Below are 23,452 nucleotides of genomic sequence, written 5' to 3' on the forward strand. Positions count from 1 at the left end.
TTTTAAAAAATATTTTCAATGATTCTTTATGGAAATCCATAAAACATTATTTTTCATATGAAAATCACATACAAGAAGGCTTTGCGCAGACATAAGAAGTTAAAGATGGAAAAGAGATTGAATGTCACAATCATTGACATGAGAATCTGATATTTCCCTGCAGGAAGGAAGAATATAATTACCATCTCTGGTTGAGACGTTCACAAATGCCGGCGAAAGAACATTGTTTCTATATAAACCACTAACATGACCCTTGTGCAGTGAATTTAGGTTGTTAGTGTGTAATCAAATTGTTATCATTAATATACGGTATAGATTTCAGTATACAACTTAACCAGAGAAATGAGTTCATTTGTTAGTCAGGGCAATAAATTGTTGTAATTTCTGTTATTTTGCTGTTGAATTTCTGTTATATTACTGTTGAAAGAGAAGCCAAAGGTTTCTTTTTACAGTACGAAAAATTCTATTCTAGAGAATTTTCAGATGATATTTCAAAAATGACTTTTCAGAGCAGCATTGTTCTTTGGAGTGAACTTATCAGAACCCAGTTTTATAATCCTTTTATCAGATTCTTCTCTTTGACATACTGAATTATTGAATTATTGAATTATGAATTATTGGGTCGTGTCCCCAAGTTATTGAACTGGAACCCTAAACGTTAGTAATTCCTTTAAACTCCATATGTGATCAGTTATTCCTTCTACCATTGCTGGGGTTCTTTGGAACCATTTTCTATTTCCAGAGTTTATTTCTAATCTTAGGGACTTATGAGGTTTTATAAGGTTATACCACGCCTGGAATAAATCAAAAGCTTTCTGATGCATCTTCATTGTTTTACTGAAATTCATCCCTTTTCTTATAAATCTTGCAAGAGATGTCCTGATCGTAAGATTTATCCTTTCTGCATATGAAGTGCCAATATAACTCTCCGAATTAACTTCAAGCATTTCGAATATTTCTTTCGGATTTCCAAAAATGATACGTTGAATTGTTTCAACTACGTAGTTCTTTACCTTTTTCTTTAGTACCTTGACATATTTTAAGTCGTCAAGCGGAACCAGTCTCGGTAGTGGTCTTCTCCCAATACCTTTGTATTGTGGTAACTCGATTTTACCATAAACGTTTATAAGCCCTTCTTCAAAGGCATCCCAATCATCCGAGGTAAACACAGGAATAGGAGAAGATGCGTTCCGCATCTTCTCAACTCCGTTAAATAACTCTATAGCATCCTCTGTACTACGTTTTCCTTCATGATGGAAAAGGAGCAATCTTGAGTCACTTTTGATTGCTGTAAGTGAATATACATCACCATACTCTTCAGAATCCTCTTCAGTAACATTTTTTTGCTTTTTTTATGTATGACCAGATCTCATCAACCTCTACTCTCTTAAGATTAAGATCTCGAAGGAAATAAGCTGTAACTTCTTTTGAATGAGTTCCTGCAATCTCGAGCCATCTACAAACTGTATCTTTATCATGCCCAGTAGCTCTTGCAACTCCACGAATACTCCCTTTTTCAGGAAGCATAGCTAATGTCTTAAGAATTTCTTCCTCAGGAGTATCAAGTCCAAAAAATATTGTACCTTTTGTTTCACTAAAGCAACGATTACAGGTTTTACATTTAAGAAGAACATGATTATTTTTACCATATCTCTCTTTAAAGGTTATATTCCCCTGATTTTTAATTCCATAATCAGGGCAATCTTTGTTCCAGCAAAAAAATTGTGAAAAATCGATTTCAGAAGTGATTTCAATACCCCCAAATAATAATAAATTCAAAATTATATAAAATTAAGTCAATGATTTGGGGACACGACCAATTATTGAATTATGAATTATTGAGTGAATGAGTCTGAAGCTCCGCATCTTCCGGATCTCTTCTGGATTCTTTTGTGCTGTAGAATAAGTTAAGGGACTTAAATATTCAAATACATCCTGACAACAAGCCAGATAATAAACCATCCAATAGCTGAGAGTAAATTATTCCTGAATTTTGTCTCCATGTATTTACAAACGCTTTTTTCATATTTAATTTTTTTTCTCTGTTTACAGACTTTAAGTTGTCCTGTAGTCTATAATAGAATACTTTCTTAGGTACTTTCCGCTCTTTTCAGAAATGTATTTTTCATAGTCGAAAGGTGAGATTGTTGAACTGAGTAGCCGTTAATAGACGAAACAGATTATAAAAAGTCCGTATTTATGAATTATTACGAGCGATCTGATCTGCAAACAGTATTATTTTCATTGCAATGTCTGGGACGGTTAAGAGGATTAAGGTATTTTACTAATGCATCATAATAAACAAAACTCAGGATAATAACTTTATTTTCGGGTTGCTCTGTCAAAAATAAAGATAAATGATATATCAATGTGTAAGCGCCTCAAGCCTTTCATATCGAGCTTTAAAGGTTTAAAGAGGCTCAAATCGTCCAGTTTTCATGATCGGATCAATACTTATAGCGGCTATGGACGGAAGATTATTCGAAAATCGGGTCTCAGGCTACTGCTTCATAGATACTGTGGTTATCACCTGCATAAGAATCATAGATATGCTGGAAAACCATGCTACATTTCTCTTCATAAGTCATTAAATCATATGATTCGGGCAACCCTCTATCTAGTTCATCTTCGATTTCTTTTTTGACTGCGGCAATCGCCTGTTGCTTTTTTCTCCAGTCCAGAACCAGTTTCTCAGCTTTTAACATAGCAAGCAGTTCTTTTGCAACTCTCCTTACCTGGCTCTTCTCTTTTTCGTTCAGATCAGGTTTTTTCAGCTTGTCGAAGAGGGAGAGTTCTTCTTCAGTTAGATTTTCCATAATTGCTCTCTCATCTTCTTTTTTCAACGATTTCGCAAACTCGATCAATTCTTTATAGGAATAATCTACGTTTGAAGAACCTGAATTATATGCTTCTATAAGCGTTTCGAACTTCTTCTGGTAGTCAAGGCGACTGCTATTTAATTTAATCATTTCTCTTAGTTTGTAAGAGACAAGGTTTTTCAACCATTCGAATTCAGTATTCTTGTGATGTTTGTCAAATCTGTCTGCCAGAGCATCAAAATTGATATCTTTAAGAGCAACTATTTTTCCTTTCTTTGACTCCTCAATAATGTATTCCCTGGATTTAATCGATTTATCAAGGACTCCCTGTATACTGTCAATTACTCTTGAGATGTCAATTTCAGGGTCAAGGGAGCGGATTTCATTTATTAACTCCTGGTAAAGAGTTACCTGCGAAAGAAATTCTGAGGCCCGTTTGTGGGGAAGTACGGATTTATAGATTTTGAGAGCAGCTCCGGCTTCGGTTAAAAACTTCTTTTTTGTGGATTCGTTTTTGAGAATAGCATCAGTGGCATTTTTTAAGAGCCTTATTTTCTCAAAACCCGACTTTGTCTTAATGATCTTTTGGGAATCTACCGAAAGACCGGACAGGAATTTATTTATCTCTTTGACCTTCTGCTCAAGAGCTTCTAGAAGTATTTCTTTCGACTTTATTGGAATTTCAATCCCACCGGACCTGGGGGTGGCATAAATCTTGAGGGCCTGTTCAAGGTTTTCAAAGACGCCCACATAGTCAACAATGAAGCCTCCGGTTTTGTCTCCATAAACTCTGTTGGCCCTGGCAATTGTTTGCATGAGGCTGTGACCTTTCATGGGCCTGTCAAGGTAAATTGTTGAAAGTGAAGGAACATCAAATCCTTCTCTCCATTTGCTGCAGACGAAAACAATTTTAAGGCTGCTCTTTGAGTCCTTGAAAATTTCGTCCAGATCTTCCTCAATCATTCTTTTTCTGTGAGGCTTTATGTCTAGCTTATTTTTCTCAAACTTCTTTACTTCATTCTGCCCTTCGCTGACAACAACAGCCATATCCACGCTTTCAAGTTCGGAGATCTGTTTTTCCAGATATTTGGCTTCCTCGCTTCTTGTTGTAGCTTTTCTCTGTGCCCTGAGCTCATCAATATTCTGATTCCAGTATTTCCGGACTTTATCGTACATCTTTACCGTTGTGAGTTTATCAATGGATATGACAAGGGCTTTCCCGGCATAGCCCCGTGTAACATAGTGTTCTACGATGTCTTTTGCAATCGTTTCCAGGCGGTCTTCCCTTACAATGATGTGATATTCCCTGGAAAACTCTGTGGCAAGCCTGGATTCTTCTTCATCATCGAGGCCGGCTTTTTCAATTTCCCCGTAAATATCATCGTTGAGATTATCGTTTTTCAACTGGACTTCAGGAATCCGGTTTTCATAATATAGAGGAACAGTTGCCCCGTCATCTATGGAGCTCGTGAAATTGTAGATGCTCACATAGTCCCCGAATGTATCCCTGGTCTTTTCTTCTTCAGCCATTAAAGGCGTACCTGTAAAGCCGATAAAACCAGCATTTGGCAGAGCATCTCTCATGTTTTGCGCCAGTGTATCGTACTGAGTCCTGTGGGCTTCGTCTGCAATTATTACGATGTCATCCCTTTCCGAAAGCAGAGGGTGTTTTACGCCTTTTTTTGTCCCAAATTTGTGGATCAGGGTGAAAACCAGCCTGTGGTCTTCTGTGAGCAAATGCTTGAGATGTTCCCCGCTTCTGGCCTGCACGCCTACTTCACTTATTACGCCCGCATTCTGGAAGTTCCGGTAGATCTGCTCATCAAGTTCTTCCCTGTCGGTTACAACAACAAATGTATAGTTGCCCGAAAATTTTCGCAGGATTTTTTGTGCAAAAAAGATCATGGAATAGCTTTTCCCAGAACCCTGAGTGTGCCAGAAGACCCCTATTTTTCCTCCGTTTTCTTTGCGCTTTTTGAAGGATTCTATGGCATTGTTGACCCCAAGGTACTGGTGGTTTTTGGCAATTATCTTGACAGGGTGCCCTTCGCTGCTTGAAAAAAGAGTGAAATTTTCCAGGATATCGAGGAAGCGGCTTTTTTCGCAGGTCCCCTTTATCATTGTGTCCAGAATGGTGTCTCCGTTTTCTTCTTCGCCTCTGATCTTTTTCCATTCCGCAAAATGCTCAAACCCGCTTGTAATAGTCCCGATTTTTGATTCCCTGCCGTTGGAAAGAATTATGAAAGCATTGTACCAGAAAAGCTGGGGAATTGCTTCTTTATAGTCCGTAAGGTTATCGTCAAAAGCCTCTTTGACTCTTTTGCCAGTATCTTTTAATTCGATAAAGATGAGAGGAATTCCGTTTACAAAGCCTAAAAGATCGGTTCGCCTGGGGCTCATTTCTCCTGTAATCCAGAACTGGGAGGCTAAAAATAAGTCGTTGTTTTCGGGATTTTCAAAATCAATAATTTTCACATTTTGGTCTTCAATTTCCCCTTTTTCATTCCTGACTTTGACCTTGACTCCGTTTTTGATTAGCAAATAAACTTCCTGATTTGCTTTTACAGGGCTCAGCCTGCTCCTGTCCTTTGCCAGTTCCTGGATTACCTGCTCTTCAGCCTCGTCGCAAATGTCAGGGTTGAGCTTTTTGATTGCCTCGCTCAGCTTCCAGATGAGCAGCACTTCTGATTGTGTTTTTCTCCCCAGGGTCCCTTTCCCGTCAAGCCCGAATTTTTCATGAAAACAGTTCCGGTGAGGGTAACCCAGTTTTCCGAATTCCAGAATCGCGGACTCTTCAACGAGGGTGTTTTCACTGTAATCGGAATCTGTTTCAGAATCTTCTTCTGGAACTGTGATCTGGTCTGCTAGAGTCATTTTTTGCATCTTATCATCTTTTTTCCAGCCCGGGCCCGAGCAGGTTCTACGCTGGAGAGTATATCAAAAAATATATTTAAGTCTGTTATCATCCTTTAGATTACTCTCTTATTTAAATGATATTGATTTGAGGTTTCAAATCTGAAAAAAGTATAAGCCTGAGTATGAAAAATAAAAGACGATGGATGAAGAATGAAATATAAACAAGAATCAGGACAAAAGGAGAATAAAGATCTTGTTGTCCTCAGTTGTTCTGTGATTCTTCTTCGAAAAAGTCGTATTCCAAATCAGAGATACAATACTCGATATTGGCAATCCCGTAAGGACCATACTTTGAATCCTGGTATATTTTCTGAAGCCTTTCCCTGAAGTCAGGATATAATTCCTGCCCTTCCTCAGTCCTGATCAGCTCACAGACCTTTTCCATCATTTCAGATCCACCTACGTAAGATTTCTCGTCAATACCTGAAAACTCACGGCGATATTTCAGCACGTTTTCCACAAGGGTAAGTGCCAGGTCCATTGTCCCCTTAATATCTCCGGAAGCCTCAGAATAGTCGTTGATAGCTTTTTTTGCTACTGAATAACGGGGCCTGCTAGCCGCTCCCCGCGGGTGATAGTAAACAGTTATGACTTTTTTCCGGTAGGCCTCCAGAATTTCGTTCTCGTCTTCCGGTTTCGCGTACCTGGCAGTGATGAACCTGCGGTTGTCAATCGAATTTTTGTACAAATCGTGCAGCAGGTTGATGAGTTCCTTCTGATCTGCTTCTTGAAACAATTTCTTCAATTCAGACCATTTTAAAATTGCTTCTTCTGCCATGCTTTCTCCAGAATTCTTCCTCATTGCTTCTGTTCTTCAAAAAAATCTTCAACATCTTCCACAAAAATAGCGATATCATCCCCAAAACCATAGCCGAAATCGTCCGATTCACTGCGGAGTTTGAGCAGCCGTGTTTTAAAATGGGGGTAGAAGCTTTGTCCGTCCTGGGTTTTGATAAGTTCACAGAACTTCCCAAGCATTTCATATCCTACATCATAGAATTCCTCGTCAATATCCCCGTATTCATTGATGAACTCAACGACGTTTTCTACAAAAAAAAGCATTAGTTCCATTGTCCCTGCAAGATCTCCCGAGCCTTCGGAATAATCCAGGACCGCTTTCCTCACCACGTCCGACTGAAGCCCTCCAAATCCTTTGTCAGGGAAAAACTCATTCCTGATTACCCGCTGGAAACTCTCCAGGACCCAATCGCTCTTTTTTCCCTTAACGTGCCTGGTAATTATTATCTGGCGGTTCTCAGCCGAGTGCCTGTAAAGTTCCCGGATGAGGACGATGAGATCTTTTTTGTCAGTATCCTGAAGGGTTTTCTCCACTTCTGCCCATTTTACGGAATCTTCTTTTGCCATATCTATTCCCTCATTCTTCAAGGTGCCTGCTAAGCTCATAAGAATATCTCAAAACTTTACCCCGAATTTCTTTTCAAATTCGCTTCCTGAAATAGTCCCCTCTTTTTTGATCTCATCCAGTCTCTCAAGGTATTCTTTTCTTACAGGATGTAGTTCGCTGTCAATTAGCTCAAGTCTTTCCTCGATTTTGAGATTTTTGGTGTTATGTGTCATTCTTATCTTCTTCAAAAAACTCTTCAATTTTCGTAATGAGGATATCAACCGCGTCCCCGAAACACCAAGCGATCTCTTCCGAATCATCACGGACTTTAAGAAGTCGCTCCTTGAACAGGGTGTAAAGTGGTTTGCCTTCAGGGGTTTTTAACAGGGCGCAAAACTGCTCAAGCATTTCATAAATTTTATCATAGAACTCTTCATCTATGTCCCCATATTCGTTTGTATATTCTACCCCATTTTCTACATAAGTAAGCATCAGCTCCATTTTTCCTTCAAAATCCCCTGAAGCTTCCGAATACTCGCTAATCGCCTTTTCCGCAACAGAATAACGGAGTTCTCCAACCCCCTTTTCCGGAAAAAATTCATTTACAACTATCTCTCTGTACTCTTCCAGAACTTTCGGAGCCTTTTCCGTATCAATAAACCGGGCAAGCAGATACCTTCGATTATCCTCAGAATACTTATAAAGTTCCTGAATGACATTTAAGAGTTCTTTCTTGTCTGATTTCTGAAGTGATTTTTTCAGGTCGGACCACTTTAAATCTGAATCCTTTTTCATCTTATGGCTCCCGAAGGTTGAATTACGATTCCTGAAACTCGTTTCTTATGCGAATATCCAGATCAGAAATATCTATTTCCCCTGAGATCAGTTTGGGGAGAAGAAGGTCGCGGGTTTTGCGGAGGTTTTGATTTTTCCTGCTCAAAATGTCTATTTCTTTAAAAATAGAGTCTATATTTTTTTCAAACTCTATCAATATATTATCATTCGGAATTAAGAAAGGCAGTGAAGATGCTTGATTCCTATTTAATCCGGGCACAGCTGCATCATTATTAATAAAGTTCTGATTTTTCAAATTGAAGTAAACATAGTGAAGAGGAATATTTGTTTTTACATAAAACACAGTATCTATCGGGAAAAAATTTTCATTGGACCAAAAAACGGAGCCAACATTTCCTTTGCGACCTACTATTATTCCTGGACCATTTACCATATATTCATGATGGGCTCCAACAACGCCCGCAGATCCATATACTGGGAAAGAGCCACCAGTTCTATCCTTCGCAGTAAGTGATTTTCCATAAGCAAGTTCAACCGCAGAACCCAATTTCTCCACTTTCCACCCCTCCGGAATTTCCCCTAAATCAGAAGGCACCATTTTTACATTTTCATGCCCTGGAAACTTGAACTTAACGAACCATTCTTCATAAACCAGCTTTGCCATCTGTTCAAGGATTTCTATTCGCAGGGTGTTGTTTTCGATAAGGTCATCGTAGCTGGAGAGGATGGAGGCAATTTTTTTTTGAATTTGTATGTCAGGAAGTAAAATTGTTAGCTTTTCTGCATCAGGGACACGCATATGCTCAACTGTAGCACCGGAGCCAAAAGACTTTATTTGTGCTTGTAAATCATAAGCTTGAAACGAGTACAACAAAAAACGGTTGTCAAGCTTTTCTGGATCTGCACGATATTGGACTAAACGTTGTCCCAAAAATATAGTATCGTTGACCCTAATCATTCCAACTTCGCCCAATGGAGCTTCTCTTGTGAGAATTACGTCTCCCTTTCGTGGTACAGCTCTCCGTGTCCACTTGTCATATGTTTCTTTTGTTACATATCTTACATTAGTGAGGTCAATACATCCTGTTTTCACATTTGTTGTTCTTATCATTTTGTAAGGAGTGGGGCCTTCAACAGTAGGGGCAGTTTTGTTAACACAATCAATAATTGACTCACAAATATCTTTGATTAAAACCCTTTTCCACTGATGTGTTTTGGCCTTCAAATTATATCCCCCAAAAGTTTTGTCACATTTTCAGAAATATCTTCTTCCAGCTCCCTAGCTTCGAGATTCAGCCCTTCAAGCTCTTCATTTAACTCTTGCAGCCTCTCAACAAAATCAAAATCCTCTTCAACAGTTTCGGCAACCCCTACATACCTTCCCGGATTCAGAGAATACCCCTGCTCTCTTACCTCGTCAAGAGTTGAAACCTTACACAAACCTTTGACATCCTCATAAGGTTCGCTTCCTTCTTCTTCGCGGTAGCTCCTGACGATTCCAGCGATTTTTTCAATCTGCTCGACGGTAAACTCCCTGTGCGCCCGGTCGACCTGCGTAAAAATCTCCCTGGCATCAATGAAGAGAATCTGATCTTTTCGGGCGGTTCTGGCTTTACCTTTGTCCAGGAACCAGAGGGTGCAGGGGAGGGTAACGGTGTAGAAAAAGTTTGAGCCGATGGAAACCATTACGTCAACTGCATTGCTTTCAATGAGCTGCTTCCTGATTTCGGCTTCTGTGCCTCTGGCATCGGAGGCGGAGTTCGCCATAACGAAGCCAGCCCTACCTTTTTCGTTTAAGGCTGACCAGAAGTGCTGGATCCAGAGGTAGTTTGCATTATCAGTGGAGGGAGTGCCGAGTGGGAGCCTTTTGTCTCCTTTGACTTTTTCAAAATCGACTTTTTTCACGTTGAAGGGGGGATTTGCCATTACGAAATCGAAAGCTCCGACTGCGTTGTGGATGTTTTCGTAATAGGTGTTGCCTTCTTTAATATCCCCTGAGAGGCCGTGGACTGCAAGGTTCATTTTGCAGAGCCGGACTGTATCGGCTACTTTTTCCTGGCCGTAGACAGAGATTTCGGAACTGGCTTTTCTGTGGTGATTTTCCACGAAATGGGCGCTCTGGACGAACATGCCGCCTGACCCACAGGCAGGGTCAAGGATTTTTCCGTGGTAGGGCTCGATAATTTCTACAATCAGCTTGACAAGGGATATAGGGGTGAAGAATTCCCCGCCTTTCTGGCCTTCTGCCATTGCGAATTTGCCGAGGAAATACTCGTAGATCTTGCCGAAGGCATCTCCCTGGATGTCCGTGGGCAGTTTAAAGGCTTTTAAAAGGGCAATGAGCAGGTCATTTTCAAAAGAGGTGTAGTTTTTTGGCAGGATGTCGGTCAGTTCCGGATTTTCGGCTTCAATTGCTTCCATCGCCTCATTGACGGCTTTTCCTGTGTTTTCGCTTTCTGGCAGGTCCAGCAAATAAGAGTATCTGGATTTTTCCGGAAGGTAAAGGACTCCCTTTGCCTGAAAATCCACTTTTGAGATTTCTTTTTTTCTTCTCCGGGTGGATGAGTTGTTTTCCAGTTCCAGCTTTAGTTCCTGTTCTGCCTGAGCAAATTTGAACTCTGCATATCTTAAAAAAATTAATCCGAGTACAGGGACGGAGTATTCCGAGGCTTTTAAGCCGGAATTTGCCCGGAGCTCGTTTGCTACGTCCCATAACCTTTTTTCAGTTTCGTTGTTGTTGCCTGCCATTTTTCATCATCTCTTGAACTTGTTTTTAGTTCTCATCACTGAATTAACATAAATATGTTGCTAAAATGTCGAAAAAAAGTTTTATAGAAATCCGTGTTGATTTTATCAGGGACATGGATAGCAGGCCAGGCGTGATAAAAATAGGAGAAAGGAAACAACCAGCCTCATTGAAGATTTAAATAATTTCAGAAATAAAACCAATCCATAAGAACCTATCCGAAAAGCAGAATACACGTTGAAAAGCTATAACAGGCTTATAATGTCTAAGTATCTACTCCATGTGCATATCCCTTGCTGTAAATATTACAATGGGTCAAACATTTTTTGGATAGGCTCTTAACCCACCCTAAAAAAATGAAGAGCCATCTTCTTTGTTTATATCCCCAATATACTCACGGTATATTACGTACTTGCCATTTGCCTTTTTTATGCATCTGACTCCAAGTCCACTCTTCTTCAATATCGCTTTTCTCTTCTCGGCATCGGATTTATCAAGTCCAAAATAACTGGGTTCATCGAGCATGTAGGTTTTACCGTTAAAGTTCCTAAAAGTTTTATGCATAGCGACACCTAAGCTATATAGTTTTTGAATGGAGAGTAAAGGTTGTCACTTACTTTCTTTAACCTGATATACAATCTCGCTTCCATCTTCCACTGTTTTTCGAATACCGTCACTGCTTATGATATAATTATCAATTTCAGAAATGTCGGAAGCATGATCTTTTATTTCTTTAATTGCTTCACCAATTGTAATAGGTTCATTTGCATTACCTGGGATATGAATCGGTTCATCTAGTCCTTTTTTCGTGATTAATGCAAGTTTTTCCAGTGCTTCGATTAGAGTCATTTCTGTCATGGTTTTGATTCCTCCTTCCAGAAGTTCTATTCTTATTCCGCATATAATATAGTTTAGGCCTCTTCTTCTATGTCTTTTATCTTCACAATTTCTTTTATGATATAATTACACTCAAGATTAGGACAAGAATTTACCACATTTAGGATATACTATTAACGGCATGTTGCAGAAGTTACGATAAATCATAATGTCGTACATCTACACAGGTCACAACACTTTTCGGATAGGCTCTAAGTAGCAAACCTACAAAATACAACCTTTTCAAGGGGGCAAAAATATTCCAAGCGCATACGACAACCGCAGAGGCTCGGCAATTGTTGAAACCGAGGAAGGTGTCCTGCTCGTGAGCAGTTCGGGGTCTTACTATCGGCTTCCCGGAGGAAAGCCGGAAAAAGGGGAGGCAAGCATCGAAGCTGCAATCCGGGAGCTCAGGGAGGAGACCGGGCTTCGGGCTTACGACGTCAGGTACCTTTTCAAGTTTCATGCGTCAAAGGTCTTCAGGATTCGGGCGAAAGGGGAGCCAGAGCCGGGAAGCGAGATTCACCATTTTGCGTATTTCAAGCCAGTCAAGGATATGGAAGTACAGGTTTCTGAGAATACGCTTAAAATACTGGATAGGTATTATGAGCTGAAGGAGAGGGAGAGTAAGTAAAAAGTTCATTTGTATTCGGTTAAGGATTTTGAGCTGCGGATCTCGATTTCGACGGAAAAACTCAAACCCAAATGTTTAGTGTTTAAATTGAAATCGATATCAGATTCCAGTTTTGCATTTGATGAATAATTTAACAAATTTTATGAAAATCAATGCAAGTGATAACGATTTTTCCTTAACCGATGACCAATGGTAAAAAGTTATGTTTTAACCGGGACCAGCCTTTTCAGGTTTCTTGTGCCTTCGTTTGCTGGCAAAGAGTTAAAATTCCTTCTTAATTGTTCTGTTCTACCGCTTCCCCGCTCTCTTTCGGATTATTATTATAACTTTTTTTATGGATTCTTTCTTGATTGACAATCACCTGCACCATTATACCCTAATGCACCATTATACCCTAACACTTTAAGAGTTAGAACTATTTTCACTTGTTGTTCTTTGAATTCCAAAAATCACCTTTTGTTGTTATAGCTCCAGATATGCGTGCGCCTGTACCTGTCATAGAGGGTGACGTTCAGGGTCAGAAGAAGGACAAAAAATAGGGTGTCTAACAGGTCTATCGAACCATTGAGTGAGGGTAGCAGGAAATTGAAGAGCAGGATCAGGCCGAAATTTACAACTGACATTACGACAAGTTCCTGAATAATAGACCTCCACTGCCTCCCGCGCCTGACAAGCCACTGGCTCAATGCTGTATTAATCACTATGAGGATGGATAAGCCGGCTGCCACCTGGAAGCTGCCTGCCCTAACACCTGGGAGCACTTCGGCAAAGATTATGCTCAGAAGGGAGATAAGCACAATCTTTTCGGCCAGTTCTCGGGTTACAAGCTTTTCGGATAACAACGTATGGACCATTTTCATCTGCTTACGCTCCTCGCGAGTTCTGGCACCCTCTGCACCGTCAGACAGGAAAGTCGGGATAGGATCAGCAGCAAATGAAAAACCCGGCCGGGCAGGGGGCAGGTCTCTCAAAAGCCACCAGGTCATAAAAAGCAGGACCGAAGCCCAGGTGATCAAGACGAGTGCGTTTGCAGGAGTTTCTATGACCCAATCAGTTGTGCTCATTTCGGCGACATGTATCCAGTATTCCTGCGGCAGTTTGACGAAGACCCAGATAAGGGCTGCAATGATAATCAACTTCTTTTTTGTAAGCACCTGAGGGTCCCATTTCAGGCGGACTGCTTCATAAAAAATAAAGAAATATTCAAAGACGTTCGGAAAGATTAATAGCAGCGCTCGCAGGTTCGTAATCCCGAAAAGGGCTGCACCTGCCAGCCTGTAATAGAAAAGGAAACGGCTCAATCTGAAGGCAAAAAGGTTTGACCAGTCTCTAAGGGTTGAAAGATATGTGATGGTCAGGTAATAGATATCAAGGGCTTTATCATAAGCCTGGTAATCGTCCAGAGGCAGGTCCGTAAACTGAAAAATTGTCTTGTCAATAGCATCAAGGACCAGGGAGGCTATTATCCCTGGCAGGGGGTATTTTGGAATAGAGAGCGGTATAAGGAAACGGGCCATAACTACAGCCCAGAAGATAAACATGTCTGATGTATCCTGCATTATGAAGTTTGCCCCCTTCCTAACAATTAAATCCCCAATTTTACTTCATGGTCCAGATCAAAATCTATGGATAGATCTACTAGAAGACTTAAAGTGATTATCCTCCATTTCTCATAAAATTTTACTGTTTTCCTCGTTTTTGCATTTGATCTTTCAATTTTTTCACTCTCAATCTTTTCACTCTCAATCTTTTCATTCTTAATTTTTTCGTTTTGGCCATGCAAGATTAGTTATTGCGATGTGACTCCAGATATGCACCCGCCGGTATCTGTCATAAAGAGTAATATTCAGGGTCAGAAGGAGAGCAAAGAATAGAGTATTAAGAAGGTTGATCGAACCATTATACCTGGCCAGGAGGAAATCAAAAAGCAGGACAAGGATGAGGTTTACAATAGACATTACAATGAACTCCCGCACGATAGATTTCCACTGCGTCCCGCGTCTGGCAAGCCACTGGCTCAATTCGGTATTAATTATGATAAGAATAGATACACCAATTGCGATCTGCAGGTCATTTGCCTGGACTTCAGGAAGAATCTGCGCGAAGATTATGCTCAGGAGAGTGACCAGCACAATCTTCTCGATCAATTCGTGGTGTATGAAATCATCAAAAAATCTCTTACTTGTATAATTGTCCTTCACACGGGCAGCCTGCTTACCGTCAAAGTTGAAAGGTGCCTGGTGAGCAGCAACTGAGAAGCCCGATCTCATGGGAGGAAGATCTCTGAGCAGCCACCACGCCATGCCGATCATGACTGCAGTCCACCCAATCAAAATGAATACATTTGAAGGATTGGCTCTGATCCAGTCGGTTGTATCCATTTTCGCTATATGTATCCAGTATTCCTGCGGCAGTTTGACGAAAATCCATATCAGGGCTGCTGTAATTATTAATTTGTCTTTTGTAAGCACCCTAGGGTCCCATTTCATGCGGACTGCCTCGTAAAAAATAAAGAAGTACTCGAAAGTGTTTGGAAAGATAAGTAGCAGTGAACGAAGGTTGGTCAACTCGAAGAGAGCAACTCCTACCAGCCTGTAATAGAAAAGGAAACGATTTACCTCAAAAGCAAAGTGATTTGACCAGTTCCGCATGGTTGAAAGGTATGTGATAGCCAGGTAATAGATATCAAGAGCCTTGTCATAGCCCTGATAGCCCTCAAGAGGCAGGTCCGTAAACAGTTGGAAAATTGTCTGGTCAACAGCGTCAAGGAGCAGAGAAGCTATTATTCCGGGAAGAGGGTACTTTGGAATAGAGAGCGGTATAAAAAAACGAGCCATGACTACAGCCCAGAAAATCAACATATCCGAGGTAGCTACCATTATGAAGTTTGCCTCCCTTCTTAAATACCCAATCGGAAAGGGTTTGTTATCGTTTCCAGTTTGTCCAGCCTGAAAAATCGCTCTTAAAATCTCTTTACTTAATTTGTACTATTCTCTATTTAATTTTATATTTTGATATTTTTATCCCTCACGACACTAACATATTACCTGCGGATGTGTCACAATATCTGGATTTTCCTCCAGGGTTTAAATCAGTTTTTGCGAATTTTCCCTGCCACTGGTAGTCTCTGCACCGGTAGTCTCTACACTGGTAGTTTATGATTACCTGTTTAATCTGTTTCGGAACAAAGGAGAAAAGCTTTCAGTTCCCTCTTAACGTGCTGAATGGTTCCTGGCTCGCCTGTCAGCCAGACAAACTTCATACTTAACCCTGAAAACATTTCTTTTCAGTTCAACAAATATAAGCCCCTCAGCCAGCCAGTCTGGAATGTCTTCAAAAGAAAAAAGCAGAAGGAAACTGAGACTAATGAGAAAAGCAAAATAAGTAATTTTTAGAAATTTTTAGCTCTTTTTTATTTGCATCCAGAAAGGGTTTTTGGCTGTTTAACTTTCTGGTTTTAATTGTTTTTCCTTCTACCTTTTCTCTTCTTTTTTACGGGAAAGGCCGCTCGCAGGCGAGCGTGACAAGAACGACTCAGTATTGTAAATGAAGCTGCACAGATAAAAGAAAGCGTAATTTAGCCCTCTTGAGCGAAGCGGAGCGAAAAGGATAGCATACTGTTGCATTTGCAGTGCAACTCCCAGAAAATCTCCTATTTCCTGTGATCCCTAAGCCCTATTCGGGCGTGACAGGAACTATTCAGTGTAGCGAATGAAGCTTCACAGGTAAGAAATATTTGTAGTTCAGTCCCCTTGAAAGAGTTCGCTGTCTGACCATATTTTCTCCGCCTGACGTTTCAATTATTTTGGCGCAAAATCAACTGCCTATCTCTGTCTTATGGTTCCTGACATGTAAAACCTTGTACCTGTCATAGAGAGTTATATTCAGGGTCAGGAGGAGGACAAAAAATAGAGTGTTGAAGAGGTTGATTGAGCCATCGTACCTGGGCAGCAGAAAATTAAAAGCAAGCACTATACCGAGGTTTACTGCGGACATCACGACAAATTCCCTCACGATTGATTTCCAGTGAGTTCCACGCCTGACAAGCCAGTGGCTCAATGCTGTGTTTATTATGATGAGGACAGCCATGCCTGTTGCGAGCTGGAGATTGCTTGCCTGCACGCCTGGAAGTATCTGGGCGAAAATGATGGTAATGAGAGAGATCAGCACGATTTTTTCGATCACGGAGTTATTGATGAGGCGCTCCCGCTGCTCATTCCCTATTTTAGGCGTGGGTGGGACAGCCGGGGCAGCTACCACGGGGGTGGCGGCAATTTCCAGGCCCGGGCGGGTGGGAGGAAGATCCCGGATCAACCACCAGGCCATACCGAGCAGGAACGCTGCGTAGGCGATCAGTATGATGGCATTTGAAGGATTTGCCCTGATCCAGTCGGTGGTGTCCAGCTGGGCGACGTGTATCCAGTATTCCTGAGGCAGCTTAACGAAAATCCAGATAAGGGCTGCAGCAGTTATCAATTTGCTTTTTGTCAGCACCTTCGGGTCCCATTTCAGGCGGATGGTTTCATAGAAGATAAAGAAGTACTCAAAAGTGTTAGGGAAAACGAGCAGCAGAGGGCGTAGTTGTGTGAGTTCGAAGATAGCGACGCCGACCAGACGGTAATAGAAAAGGAAGCGGTTTAGCTTGAAGGCGTAGAGGTTCGACCAGTTGCGCAGGGTCGAAAGATACGTGATGGTCAGGTAATAGATATCAAGGGATTTATCGTAGCTCTGGTAGCCTTCAAGAGGTAGGTTCGTGAACAGCTGGAAGATTGTCTGGTCAACACCGTCCAGGACCAGGCATGCCAGCACGCCGGGGAGAGGGTAACGAGGAATGGTGAGCGGTATCAAGAAGCGGGCCATAACTACAGCCCAGAAAATTACCATATCTGAATTATCTACCATTGTAAGTTTGCTCCCCCTTTTTAGGCTCTACTCTCCCCTGAGAACCCAGTTTTCATGTCCATTACCGGCTGGAACACGCTGTTATAGTACCTTTAGTTAATTTTATAGTATTTCGTTATTATACTAATATCGAAACTATATTACTCATCTCGAAGTTTACTTATTTTGAAGTTTACTTATTTTGAAGTTTACTTATTTTGAAGTTTACTTATTTTGAAGTTTACTCATCTCGAAACCTCTACTCATCTTGGAATTATTATACGATGGATTTTATATAGATCAAATTTATACATATATCCTATTAATCGATTTAAGCAAGATTACTATACGCTAAAATAACTAAAAAAGACCAGTTACATGCCAGTTGCCTTGCCTGCAGCCGGGGTTGAAGCTTAAGGCAGGAATTATTGCAGATGTGTGGGGCATTCTGCTGAGTAATTATGGCAACAGGCTACGGTTTTGCTCTTTGGAGGTTCTATATTCAGCAACTGGAATTATACCGGTTCTGACCACCCGCCACCTGCAGAGAGCCCTGCTGGTAAAGAATTCTGGAGGATATGGGAATGGCACAGTTTAAACCTTTTAATATGGATAGTATACCGATAGAAGAGCAGTTCATGAACTGGAAGGAAATAGTCAAAGCTCCGTATGACAGAAACTCTGTAGATGCATACACAAGGACACGCGTAATTCTCATGAATGGGATTGAGAATGCCTCAGTTATTATGTCCCATGCCATGGAACGAATGACTGTCGATCCAGAGATCAAGCGTCAGATGGCTTTGATACGGCGCATTGACTCCATGCAGCAGCAAACGGTTGACTGGTTAAATCCGGCTAATCAGACTATTATAGAGACTACACTTGGGTACGAACAGGTGGCTGTCGATCTCACTGCTAACCTTGCAAGGAACGAGTCCGATCCATACGTAAAACAGACTCTGGATTTCGCTCTTCTTGAGGACTTCGATCACCTCTACCGCTACAGTTGCCTCTATGATTATCTGGAGGGAGGCGACTATGATACTGTTGTACAGGGCAAAACAGAGGTGAAGCCCGGAAGACCTACAAGTGTCGAGCACCGCCACCCGGACGACACCATGCGAAAACACTATAATAAAGATACGGCTGATATCAAAACCAAAATGAATTGCCTCACCATTGTTGCAGGTGAGCAGCAGACCGAGCTTTTCTATAAAACTCATGGGAACATGTATTCTGATGAACTTGCACGGCAGCTTTATTCCGAGATTGCTGACGTTGAAGAAGAGCATGTGACCCAGTATGGATTACTCGGCGATCCTCGGGAGACAATGCTTGAAAAGTCAGCGCTCATGCAGCTCTGTGAAGCTTATGTTTATTTCTCCTGCGCGCAGACTGAAAGCGATTCCAGGATAAGAGCTATCTGGGAGGACTTTATGAGGATGGAAATCTCCCATTTTGAGGCATGTGCCAATCTTCTTGAAAAATATGAAGGCCGTGATATCAGGAATATCGTACAGGCTGATGTTATCGAGCCGCTGGTGGTTTTTGAGTCGAACAAGGATTATGTAAATCGGGTAATTGAAGAGCAGCTTGACCTTACGCCTCAGAACATGGAGTACCTGAGGTTCAGGGAGATTGCAGATGAATGGTCCACGTTCAGGTTCCAGTGGAAGATGAATAAAGCAGGCGTGCCCAGTGAAGAAGTAGTTGGCAAAGCTAAAAGCGAGCTGGCACAGCGCGACCAGGCTAAAGACATCAAACAGTTTAAGAATCAGGTAGCCAAGCGCACAGAAGATCTTATGGCTGGAAGACCAGCACCACCTATGTGAATCTAAAGCAAGGTTTTTTAGTTCAGGCGACGGCGCTATCCAGCGCCAATTAAATTTTTGTTTTCTCAGTAGATCCGGAAACTGAACCTGAGATCTCCTTTCTTAAGTCCAGGTTTATTTCAGTTAAATATCTCGCTAGCTTGCTGCGAGGATGGAATACTTCCCCGGTAATCGTTAATGATAGTACGATTTATCAATTCCATTTTTTGGTTGTTAATTTCTGCTCAAACTAAATTTTTTAGGGCTATCGTCTACTTTAACGGAATTTGGAGCGGTGGTGTGAACATACCCTGTTGCTTGCAGTGGGGTGCGCCACTGCAACTTTGATTTTTTCATAGGCTCTTCTTTTTGCTTTCTTTGTATTCTTTTCTTCCTTCTCTATACTGCTGTCTGCTTCTTTCTTCTTTTTGGGAAGAGCCGCCAGACAAGCTGGCGGAGAAGTCCGATATTATAGAGTAAAAATTAGCTTGAGGGAACAAAAACTATTTTTCAAACCAGACGAGCTATTCTCCATGAAGCCTGCTGAAAGATCGGTTAAAGCTTTATAAGATCAAAAATGGGTGTTGACCAGTACAGCCGTACTCGCTATACCTGTTATTTCTGTTGCACTCGACAAAAGAGAGCGGTCTGCCCAAAAAAGACCAAAAAAGAGACTTGACGAAGTGGTAAAAAGCGATAAAATAAACTGGAAAATATCATTTTTTAAGTAATATTTTATTCTGTCTTAATTGCATTTCCTGTATACTTTATTTCCAGAGAAACTTGAGATCAAAAAAGGCTTCTATGGCCAGGGGAAATGCTTTTCAGCCAGGCAGAAAACCCTCTAAATTTTTTATAGTATCAGACTTATCTGGAAACACAGGAAGAATAGCAATCGATTAACTGAGAAAACTGAAACCGGAACTACACTTAAATCTCTGTTCTAACAATAGGAGTGCAAGAACTGAACTCTGAAAGGAATACTAATTAAAGCATAGATCTTGGCTATAATAATTTTTTTACCTAACATATCTTTGAGTTGATCCCTCATGCACCCGAAAACCCAACAGATCCTTAAAACTTTCGAAGAAATTAATAAAATCCCACGCCGTTCTAAAAATGAAGAAAAACTTGCCTTATGGCTACTGGAATGGGCAGGAAACCGCAACTTTGAAGCAAAAACCGATGCTACGAACAATGTCCTGATCAAAGTCCCTTCTACTCCGGGGTATGAAAACTCTCCCGGGATTGTGCTGCAGGGGCATATGGATATGGTCTGCGAGAAGTGCAAAGAGTCAGAGCACGATTTTACGAAAGACTCTATCAGGTGTGTGTATGATGGGGAGTGGCTGCGAGGAGATGGGACTTCTATTGGGGCGGACAACGGAATTGCAATTGCAATGGGGCTTGTGCTGGCAGAAGCCGGAAAGAAAGGAGAGATAGAGCATCCGCCTCTCGAGCTGCTCTTTACGGTTGACGAGGAAACAGGACTTACAGGAGCCAGCGGGCTTGAAGAAGGTTTTTTTGAAGGCCGAATCCTGCTGAACCTGGACTCTGAGGATGAAGGAATGTTTATAGTAGGGTGCGCAGGAGGGCAGAATTCACGGGTTACCCTGCCTGTTGAATGGGAGCTGTTTGACTACGGGAAGGAAGGTGGGTTCGGGTTCTTCAGGCTCTCGGTTGAAGGGCTTGAAGGAGGGCACTCTGGAGTTGAGATTCACAGGCAGAGGGCAAATGGAATTCAGTTGCTTGCCCGGCTTCTGGCAGGCTTGAAGGAGAAAATCGGATCTGACAACCTCAGACTAGTCTTTTTCAGTGGAGGGAGCGTCCATAACGCGATTCCAAACCGTGCAGAGGCATTTATTGCACTCCTGAGGAGTAAAGAAGGGCGGGCAGAAGACTTTATCTCAGGGCTTATGCAGACTCTAAGGGATGAGTATGCAGAATCAGATCCTGAAATTGTCCTTGATTTTAAAGAGGTTGAGAACAGAGCTATTTTTGAGACAGCCGGAGGTAAGGTCGCCAGAAAAGAATTGCCTTTGGGAAAGGTCTTTTCGGCAGAAACGGAAGAGAGGCTTCTCGGGCTCCTTCTCGGGCTGCCCCATGGGGTTCACAGGCTCTCGGACACAATCCCGGGACTTGTTGAGACTTCAAACAATCTGGCAACAGTAAGAACAGAGGAAAATGATATAAGAATTCTCTCGAGCCAGCGCAGTTCTGTTATGTCAAGGCTGGCTGAAGTCACAGGAAAGGTGGAAACCGTTGCAAAATTGGCAGGAGCACAGGCTGAACATGAATGCGGATATCCTGCCTGGGAACCTGACCTTCAGGCAGGGTTACTTATGAAGTGCAGGCAGGTTTATACTGCTACCTTTGAGAAAGAGCCGGAAATAAGGGTCGTGCATGCCGGACTTGAGTGCGGGGTAATTGGCTCAAAATGCGAGTGCATTGAAATGATTTCTTTCGGGCCAACAATCAAAGACCCTCATTCTCCGGCTGAAAGAATTTTCGTTCCCTCTATCGAGAAGGTCTGGGTTTTCCTGGAAAATCTACTGAAAAGTTATCGCTGATTAAAAACTACTGTTCACGGAATCTACTTGTATCAAGTTTTTTCGGGCGGGAACTCGTAGAGCTACCGCTCCAATTAACGCTAAATTACTGTTTTATTAACTGTTTCAGTTAAATTTCATCCTCTTTTATCAGTCTTACTGAGAGGTCGAACTATAGAATTGGTCGAGGATGCCCACAGTATAATCGACTTCAGGCTAGTCAGGACAACATACGATACTTGATTCCGCCGACACCACGCTACTCCAAATTACAATTAAATCTTCTCTCTGCAACCTTCATTCAGAGCTAAGACGTTCTGGCAACTCTGATTCGGTGTTACGGCCAATAGCACGATAAATGATGCCAGCCAGAACCGCTCCAACGATTGGCGCTATCCAGAATAACCACAGCTGTTGAATTGCCCAGCCACCGACGAATAGTGCCTGCGATGTGCTGCGGGCCGGGTTCACTGAAGTATTTGTCACCGGTATGCTGATCAGGTGAATAAGAGTCAGTCCAAGCCCGATGGCGATCGGCGCAAAATGCGCTGGAGCACGATAATCGGTCGAGCCGAGAATGATGAAGAGGAACATGAAGGTCATCACGAGTTCGGTGATCAGCGCTGCATATAGCGAATATCCCCCGGGTGAATGTTCTCCGTATCCATTGGCAGCAAAACCGCTTTCAGCCAGATCGAAACCGGGCTGACCGCCGGCGATCTGCGACAGCACGACAGCAGCGACGATTGCTCCTGCAAGCTGTGCAACAATGTAAGGGACAATGTCCTTTGAGGAGAAGCGACCACTTATAAAAAGGCCTATTGTAACAGCCGGGTTAAGGTGGCAGCCCGAAATATGACCAATCGCGTAAGCCATCGTCAGAACGGTCAGTCCAAAAGCCAGGGCAACACCTGCAAAACCGATGCCAAGCTCAGGGAAACCAGCCGCCAGAACTGCACTGCCACAGCCGCCAAGAACTAGCCAGAAAGTGCCTATAAACTCTGCTAAGAATCGACGAGTTAAGTTCATGAGAATCACCTTTCTGTTGTTACGAGCCGATAGTTGTCTGCTTATGTATCTCCCACTCTTTCAAAACCTGCAAGACAACCCCTGGCTCGCAGTTCAACGGTTCGATCTTAATCTATTTACTCGTCAATATTTATAAAAATACTTTTATACTTTGTTTCACGGTGTTTCAGCCTGCCTGCGTTGAGACCTCTATTCAATTTAGACTGCTGTACTGCAAAAACGAGAATCGAGCTATTTTCAATAAAAAAGTGTTCGTTCCTTCAGGTGAGAAAATATACATCATTCGCAGAACTTATTGAAAGATTCTCAGGTTTTTAACACAGCTGTAAGTGAAGAAAAAGTAGCAAAGAAACGAAATAATAAAGAAGATAAGCAGGAAAGATGAGCAGGAAAGTGAGAGAGTAGGAAATAGGAAATTAATGAATTTGATTTCAATCTTTTTTTTCTTTTAATGACCAGTCCGGTTCACTATCAGGACTGACTATTTCTCCTATAGCTTTCAGGCATTCTTCCTCCTCATCCTTATTACTTCGCTTAGCTATGTGTGAGCGCACCCCCATAAAATAAGCAAGAGCTGCAATGGGCAAAGCATAGCCTATCCCATAAATAGCAAGGTTTACTTCCTCAGGTTCAAATATCACGCTTAAGAAATTAACTCCCAGCACAACAATAGTTAGTCCAACAAGGTTTAACTCCAGTTCCTCAATATCATTTACTTTTAGCCACCCAGGTAAAGGAAGCGGCTGGATAAACAGCTGATAGAGCCCAAAAGAAGTAAGAAAAAGGACTGTACCAACCAGGAAGAGATGGACAGTCTCCACAATTTCAACAATAACATTTTTTCCTTCCGGAGATGTTTCTGCCATTCCTGTAATCAGTTCTCCTATGAAATGGACAATATCAATGCCGCCTTTAATAAACAAAGTGCAGGCAGCAATTGTCAGCCCGATAACCGGAATAAGCACAAAGAAACGCATTCCGGCAATAAATTTGACAACCTTCATCAGCAGATTCCTTCTGGCCTTCTGACTTTGTCTTTTTGTTTCTA

The 23,452-nt window shown here is 41.8% G+C and carries 19 protein-coding genes; 3 read left to right on the forward strand and 16 right to left on the reverse strand.

Translation table 11 applies throughout. From position 1 onward, the window contains the following. Positions 1-635 precede the first annotated feature (635 nt). From ACZ5A8_RS10215 to ACZ5A8_RS10265, 11 genes are all read right to left on the reverse strand, one after another. Complete coding sequence (locus ACZ5A8_RS10215) at positions 636-1,268, reverse strand: IS1 family transposase (RefSeq protein ID WP_464533739.1); 633 nt, start codon at positions 1,266-1,268, stop codon at positions 636-638. 61 nt (positions 1,269-1,329) lie between these two features. Then, positions 1,330-1,779: a transposase gene (locus ACZ5A8_RS10220; RefSeq protein ID WP_464533741.1), complete on the reverse strand. Its 450-nt coding sequence runs from the start codon at positions 1,777-1,779 to the stop codon at positions 1,330-1,332. A gap of 716 nt (positions 1,780-2,495) precedes the next feature. Further along, positions 2,496-5,693, reverse strand: a complete 3,198-nt coding sequence (locus ACZ5A8_RS10225) for a type I restriction endonuclease subunit R (RefSeq protein ID WP_464533743.1) — start codon at positions 5,691-5,693, stop codon at positions 2,496-2,498. Between the two features lie 244 nt (positions 5,694-5,937). After that, entirely contained in the window at positions 5,938-6,513 is a 576-nt protein-coding gene (locus ACZ5A8_RS10230) for a hypothetical protein (protein WP_464533745.1), read from the reverse strand. A gap of 20 nt (positions 6,514-6,533) precedes the next feature. Further along, positions 6,534-7,100 (reverse strand): hypothetical protein, encoded by a 567-nt coding sequence (locus ACZ5A8_RS10235; protein ID WP_464533747.1) that lies wholly within the window; start codon positions 7,098-7,100, stop codon positions 6,534-6,536. Between the two features lie 48 nt (positions 7,101-7,148). Further along, entirely contained in the window at positions 7,149-7,313 is a 165-nt protein-coding gene (locus tag ACZ5A8_RS10240) for a hypothetical protein (RefSeq protein ID WP_322222810.1), read from the reverse strand. Continuing rightward, entirely contained in the window at positions 7,303-7,875 is a 573-nt protein-coding gene (locus ACZ5A8_RS10245; protein WP_464533749.1) for a DUF6155 family protein, read from the reverse strand. Before ACZ5A8_RS10245 ends, ACZ5A8_RS10240 begins: the two co-directional genes overlap by 11 nt. A gap of 22 nt (positions 7,876-7,897) precedes the next feature. Further along, positions 7,898-9,100, reverse strand: a complete 1,203-nt coding sequence (locus ACZ5A8_RS10250) for a restriction endonuclease subunit S (protein WP_464533751.1) — start codon at positions 9,098-9,100, stop codon at positions 7,898-7,900. Beyond that, positions 9,097-10,623: a type I restriction-modification system subunit M gene (locus tag ACZ5A8_RS10255; protein WP_464533752.1), complete on the reverse strand. Its 1,527-nt coding sequence runs from the start codon at positions 10,621-10,623 to the stop codon at positions 9,097-9,099. Before ACZ5A8_RS10255 ends, ACZ5A8_RS10250 begins: the two co-directional genes overlap by 4 nt. Before the next feature lie 346 nt (positions 10,624-10,969). Then, entirely contained in the window at positions 10,970-11,146 is a 177-nt protein-coding gene (locus ACZ5A8_RS10260; RefSeq protein WP_464533754.1) for a hypothetical protein, read from the reverse strand. Between the two features lie 84 nt (positions 11,147-11,230). Next, positions 11,231-11,479: a hypothetical protein gene (locus ACZ5A8_RS10265; protein ID WP_464533755.1), complete on the reverse strand. Its 249-nt coding sequence runs from the start codon at positions 11,477-11,479 to the stop codon at positions 11,231-11,233. 313 nt (positions 11,480-11,792) lie between these two features. Between ACZ5A8_RS10265 and ACZ5A8_RS10270 the strand changes: the two genes are divergently transcribed. Further along, positions 11,793-12,131, forward strand: a complete 339-nt coding sequence (locus ACZ5A8_RS10270; protein WP_464534094.1) for an NUDIX domain-containing protein — start codon at positions 11,793-11,795, stop codon at positions 12,129-12,131. Between the two features lie 449 nt (positions 12,132-12,580). Here the strand turns inward: ACZ5A8_RS10270 and ACZ5A8_RS10275 are convergent, their stop codons facing one another. The 3 genes from ACZ5A8_RS10275 to ACZ5A8_RS10285 all read right to left on the reverse strand — a co-directional run bounded on the left by ACZ5A8_RS10275 (position 12,581) and on the right by ACZ5A8_RS10285 (position 17,033). Beyond that, positions 12,581-13,690: a hypothetical protein gene (locus ACZ5A8_RS10275; protein ID WP_464533757.1), complete on the reverse strand. Its 1,110-nt coding sequence runs from the start codon at positions 13,688-13,690 to the stop codon at positions 12,581-12,583. A 198-nt stretch (positions 13,691-13,888) separates the two neighbouring features. Next, positions 13,889-15,010 carry a hypothetical protein gene (locus tag ACZ5A8_RS10280; protein WP_464533759.1) on the reverse strand — a complete coding sequence of 374 codons (1,122 nt, stop codon included), beginning with the start codon at positions 15,008-15,010 and terminating at the stop codon, positions 13,889-13,891. Positions 15,011-15,947: 937 nt separating this feature from the next. After that, positions 15,948-17,033, reverse strand: a complete 1,086-nt coding sequence (locus tag ACZ5A8_RS10285) for a hypothetical protein (protein ID WP_464533761.1) — start codon at positions 17,031-17,033, stop codon at positions 15,948-15,950. Between the two features lie 563 nt (positions 17,034-17,596). On the opposite strand from ACZ5A8_RS10285, the gene ACZ5A8_RS10290 reads away from it, so the two are divergent. Both ACZ5A8_RS10290 and pepD read left to right on the forward strand, forming a co-directional pair. Further along, on the forward strand, positions 17,597-18,847 hold the full coding sequence (locus ACZ5A8_RS10290) for a hypothetical protein (RefSeq protein WP_464533762.1): 1,251 nt from the start codon (positions 17,597-17,599) through the stop codon (positions 18,845-18,847). A 1,028-nt stretch (positions 18,848-19,875) separates the two neighbouring features. Then, positions 19,876-21,396 carry a beta-Ala-His dipeptidase gene (gene pepD / locus ACZ5A8_RS10295; RefSeq protein WP_464533764.1) on the forward strand — a complete coding sequence of 507 codons (1,521 nt, stop codon included), beginning with the start codon at positions 19,876-19,878 and terminating at the stop codon, positions 21,394-21,396. Between the two features lie 276 nt (positions 21,397-21,672). Here pepD and aqpZ read toward each other — a convergent pair whose 3' ends face one another. Beyond that, positions 21,673-22,404, reverse strand: coding sequence for an aquaporin Z (gene aqpZ / locus ACZ5A8_RS10300; RefSeq protein ID WP_464533765.1), 732 nt, complete (start codon positions 22,402-22,404; stop codon positions 21,673-21,675). A gap of 431 nt (positions 22,405-22,835) precedes the next feature. Next, positions 22,836-23,408: a YqhA family protein gene (locus tag ACZ5A8_RS10305; protein WP_322222335.1), complete on the reverse strand. Its 573-nt coding sequence runs from the start codon at positions 23,406-23,408 to the stop codon at positions 22,836-22,838. Positions 23,409-23,452 lie beyond the last annotated feature (44 nt).

The organism is Methanosarcina subterranea, assembly GCF_055385895.1.

What these genes read in the sequence shown, in the direction of transcription:
- ACZ5A8_RS10225 (WP_464533743.1), bottom strand. Translation starts at nt 5,693, where the DNA reads ATGACTCTAGCAGACCAGATCACAGTTCCAGAAGAAGATTCTGAAACA.
- ACZ5A8_RS10230 (WP_464533745.1), bottom strand. Translation starts at nt 6,513, where the DNA reads ATGGCAGAAGAAGCAATTTTAAAATGGTCTGAATTGAAGAAATTGTTT.
- ACZ5A8_RS10235 (WP_464533747.1), bottom strand. Translation starts at nt 7,100, where the DNA reads ATGGCAAAAGAAGATTCCGTAAAATGGGCAGAAGTGGAGAAAACCCTT.
- ACZ5A8_RS10240 (WP_322222810.1), bottom strand. Translation starts at nt 7,313, where the DNA reads ATGACACATAACACCAAAAATCTCAAAATCGAGGAAAGACTTGAGCTA.
- ACZ5A8_RS10245 (WP_464533749.1), bottom strand. Translation starts at nt 7,875, where the DNA reads ATGAAAAAGGATTCAGATTTAAAGTGGTCCGACCTGAAAAAATCACTT.
- ACZ5A8_RS10255 (WP_464533752.1), bottom strand. Translation starts at nt 10,623, where the DNA reads ATGGCAGGCAACAACAACGAAACTGAAAAAAGGTTATGGGACGTAGCA.
- ACZ5A8_RS10260 (WP_464533754.1), bottom strand. Translation starts at nt 11,146, where the DNA reads ATGCTCGATGAACCCAGTTATTTTGGACTTGATAAATCCGATGCCGAG.
- ACZ5A8_RS10265 (WP_464533755.1), bottom strand. Translation starts at nt 11,479, where the DNA reads ATGACAGAAATGACTCTAATCGAAGCACTGGAAAAACTTGCATTAATC.
- ACZ5A8_RS10275 (WP_464533757.1), bottom strand. Translation starts at nt 13,690, where the DNA reads ATGCAGGATACATCAGACATGTTTATCTTCTGGGCTGTAGTTATGGCC.
- ACZ5A8_RS10280 (WP_464533759.1), bottom strand. Translation starts at nt 15,010, where the DNA reads ATGGTAGCTACCTCGGATATGTTGATTTTCTGGGCTGTAGTCATGGCT.
- ACZ5A8_RS10285 (WP_464533761.1), bottom strand. Translation starts at nt 17,033, where the DNA reads ATGGTAGATAATTCAGATATGGTAATTTTCTGGGCTGTAGTTATGGCC.
- ACZ5A8_RS10290 (WP_464533762.1), top strand. Translation starts at nt 17,597, where the DNA reads ATGGCACAGTTTAAACCTTTTAATATGGATAGTATACCGATAGAAGAG.
- pepD (WP_464533764.1), top strand. Translation starts at nt 19,876, where the DNA reads ATGCACCCGAAAACCCAACAGATCCTTAAAACTTTCGAAGAAATTAAT.
- aqpZ (WP_464533765.1), bottom strand. Translation starts at nt 22,404, where the DNA reads ATGAACTTAACTCGTCGATTCTTAGCAGAGTTTATAGGCACTTTCTGG.
- ACZ5A8_RS10305 (WP_322222335.1), bottom strand. Translation starts at nt 23,408, where the DNA reads ATGAAGGTTGTCAAATTTATTGCCGGAATGCGTTTCTTTGTGCTTATT.